Origin of the sequence: Corynebacterium evansiae, assembly GCF_027570065.1 — a bacterium.
In the GTDB taxonomy this organism is placed as follows: Bacteria; Actinomycetota; Actinomycetes; order Mycobacteriales; family Mycobacteriaceae; genus Corynebacterium; species Corynebacterium evansiae.
The window spans coordinates 1-3,863 of the sequence record NZ_JAKMUT010000013.1; the positions used below are offsets into that span (position 1 = coordinate 1).

Consider the following 3,863-nt stretch of genomic DNA (forward strand, 5'->3'; position numbering starts at 1 on the left):
AACCCAGCTCGCGTGCCGCTTTAATGGGCGAACAGCCCAACCCTTGGGACCTACTCCAGCCCCAGGATGCGACGAGCCGACATCGAGGTGCCAAACCATCCCGTCGATATGGACTCTTGGGGAAGATCAGCCTGTTATCCCCGGGGTACCTTTTATCCGTTGAGCGACACCGCTTCCACAAGCCGGTGCCGGATCACTAGTCCCTACTTTCGTACCTGCTCGACCTGTCAGTCTCACAGTCAAGCTCCCTTGTGCACTTACACTCAACACCTGATTGCCAACCAGGCTGAGGGAACCTTTGGGCGCCTCCGTTACACTTTGGGAGGCAACCGCCCCAGTTAAACTACCCACCAGGCACTGTCCCTAACCCGGATCACGGGCCGAGGTTCAGATGCCCAATCCGATCAGAGTGGTATTTCACCAACGACTCCACAACCACTAGCGTAGCCGCTTCACAGTCTCCCACCTATCCTACACAAACCGAACCGAACACCAATACCAAGCTATAGTGAAGGTCCCGGGGTCTTTTCGTCCTGCCGCGCGTAACGAGCATCTTTACTCGTACTGCAATTTCACCGGGCCTGTGGTTGAGACAGCAGGGAAGTCGTTACGCCATTCGTGCAGGTCGGAACTTACCCGACAAGGAATTTCGCTACCTTAGGATGGTTATAGTTACCACCGCCGTTTACTGGGGCTTAAATTCTCCGCTTCGACCACAAAGATCTAACAGGTCCTCTTAACCTTCCAGCACCGGGCAGGCGTCAGTCCGTATACATCGACTTACCGTCTTCGCACGGACCTGTGTTTTTAGTAAACAGTCGCTTCCCTCTATTCTCTGCGACCACCACCAGCTCAACACGTCGTTCACCAGCAGCGGCACCCCTTCTCCCGAAGTTACGGGGCCATTTTGCCGAATTCCTTAACCACAGTTCACCCGAACGCCTTAGTATTCTCTACCTGACCACCTGTGTCGGTTTACGGTACGGGCCGTACATGCACTCACTAGAGGCTTTTCTCGACAGCATAGGATCACCAACATCCCCACAACGGGTACGCATCACGCCTCACCCTTAATGCAGGACGGATTTACCAAATCCTGCGGGCCACACGCTTACACCACAATCCAATCAGTGGCTCGGCTACCTTCCTGCGTCACCCCATCGCTTGGCTACTACCAGATCAGGTCCCACGCATCCACACACCACACACACAAAGTGCACGTAGCATCCTTCAGGGTGGTTAGTATCACTGATTCACCATTGGTCGCACACACACGGGTACGGGAATATCAACCCGTTAACCATCGACTACGCCTGTCGGCCTCGCCTTAGGACCCGACTCACCCTGGGAAGATTAGCTTGACCCAGGAACCCTTAGTCATCCGGCGGATACGTTTCACACGCATCATTCGCTACTCATGCCTGCATTCTCACTCGCATAACCTCCACCACACGGTCACCCGGCAGCTTCAACGATCACACGACGCTCCCCTACCAACCCAACAAGAATGTTGAGTTCCGCGGTTTCGGCGGTGTACTTGAGCCCCACTACATTGTCGGCGCAGAACCACTCGACCAGTGAGCTATTACGCACTCTTTCAAGGATGGCTGCTTCTAAGCCAACCTCCTGGCTGTCTTCGCGATCCCACATCCTTTTCCACTTAGCACACTCTTAGGGGCCTTAACCGGCGATCTGGGCTGTTTCCCTCTCGACTAACGAAGCTTATCCCCCGCAGTCTCACTGCCGCGCTCTGACTTACCGGCATTCGGAGTTTGGCTGACGTCGCTAAGATGATAGTCCCGCTCAACCAACCAGTAGCTCTACCTCCGGCAAGAAACACACGACGCTGCACCTAAATGCATTTCGGGGAGAACCAGCTATCACGGAGTTTGATTGGCCTTTCACCCCTACCCACAACTCATCCCCTCAGTTTTCAACCTAAGTGGGTTCGCGCCTCCACAGCCTCTTACAGCTGCTTCACACTGGCCATGGGTAGATCACCCCGCTTCGGGTCCAGGACACGCCACTAAAACACCCTAATTAGGATTCGGTTTCCCTACGGCTACCCCACAACACGGGTTAACCTCGCGACATGCCGCTGACTCGCAGGCTCATTCTTCAAAAGGCACGCCATCACCCTTTAAAAGGCTCTGACGGCTTGTAGGCACACGGTTTCAGGTACTATTTCACTCCCCTCCCGGGGTACTTTTCACCATTCCCTCACGGTACTCATACACTATCGGTCACAATAAGTATTCAGGCTTACCGGGCGGTCCCGGCAGATTCACAGCAGATTCCACGAGCCCGCTGCTACTCGGGTATCACATCAACCCCAACACCACATGCTTTCACGTACCGGACTCTCACCGTCTACGGCAGGCCATTCCAAACCACTTCCGCTAACACACAATGTCGGGGCACGGCATGGCAGCACCGCACAACACAACCCCACAACCCCACACACGCAAACCCTGCCAGGTATCACACGCATGCAGTTTAGCCAAAATCCACGTTCGCTCGCCGCTACTAGCAGAATCATTATTATTTTCTTCTCCTGCGGGTACTAAGATGTTTCACTTCCCCGCGTTACCACCACACAAACTATGAATTCATTCATGCAGCGACCACACACAACTGTGGCCAGGTTTCCCCATTCGGACACCCTCGGATCAACGCTCGATTGACAACTCCCCGAGGACTATCGCGGCCTTCCACGTCCTTCATCGGCTTATCATGCCCAAGGCATCCACCGTGCGCCCTTCACAGACAACACAAAATACTAAGACACCCACACACCAACCACACAAACAAAACATTCATGTAATCAGCGCGTGAACAAAAATGATTTCAAACAAAAAATCACAAAAAGAAGATACTCGCGTCCACTATACAGTTCTCAAACAACACTAAACACCCACAACAAACCAACGAAAACTCATCAGCCCATTGCCGAGCGTCCACAAAAAGGAACAAACAGATTGTCCCAGACACCCAACAGCCATGACAAACCAAAACTTTGCTAACCCAACCCCAACACTGTGCCAACCCCAACACACAACATCCACACTCAACAAAAATGTGACCTGAACACAACAGCACCCAACAACCACAACACATGGCTGAACCGGCTACCTATTCACCCAGAAACAAAACAAAAAATAAATACTCCTTAGAAAGGAGGTGATCCAGCCGCACCTTCCGGTACGGCTACCTTGTTACGACTTCGTCCCAATCGCCAATCCCACCTTCGACAGCTCCCTAACAAGTTTGGGCCACTGGCTTCGGGTGTTACCAACTTTCATGACGTGACGGGCGGTGTGTACAAGGCCCGGGAACGTATTCACCGCAGCGTTGCTGATCTGCGATTACTAGCGACTCCGACTTCATGGAGTCGAGTTGCAGACTCCAATCCGAACTGAGACCGGCTTTAAGGGATTAGCTCCACCTCACGGTATCGCAACCCACTGTACCGACCATTGTAGCATGTGTGAAGCCCTGGACATAAGGGGCATGATGATTTGACGTCATCCCCACCTTCCTCCGAGTTAACCCCGGCAGTCTCTCGCGAGTCCCCACCATAACGTGCTGGCAACACAAGACAAGGGTTGCGCTCGTTGCGGGACTTAACCCAACATCTCACGACACGAGCTGACGACAACCATGCACCACCTGTACACCAGCCACAAGGGAAACTACATCTCTGCAGCGATCCGGTGTATGTCAAGCCCAGGTAAGGTTCTTCGCGTTGCATCGAATTAATCCACATGCTCCGCCGCTTGTGCGGGCCCCCGTCAATTCCTTTGAGTTTTAGCCTTGCGGCCGTACTCCCCAGGCGGGGCGCTTAATGCGTTAGCTACGGCACG

General features: G+C 53.5%; 2 rRNA genes. Both read right to left on the bottom strand.

The features are described from left to right. A 23S ribosomal RNA gene (locus L8V00_RS09865) occupies window positions 1-2,773 on the bottom strand; the annotation flags it as partial. A 400-nt stretch (window positions 2,774-3,173) separates the two neighbouring features. Then, window positions 3,174-3,863, bottom strand: a 16S ribosomal RNA gene (locus L8V00_RS09870); the annotation flags it as partial.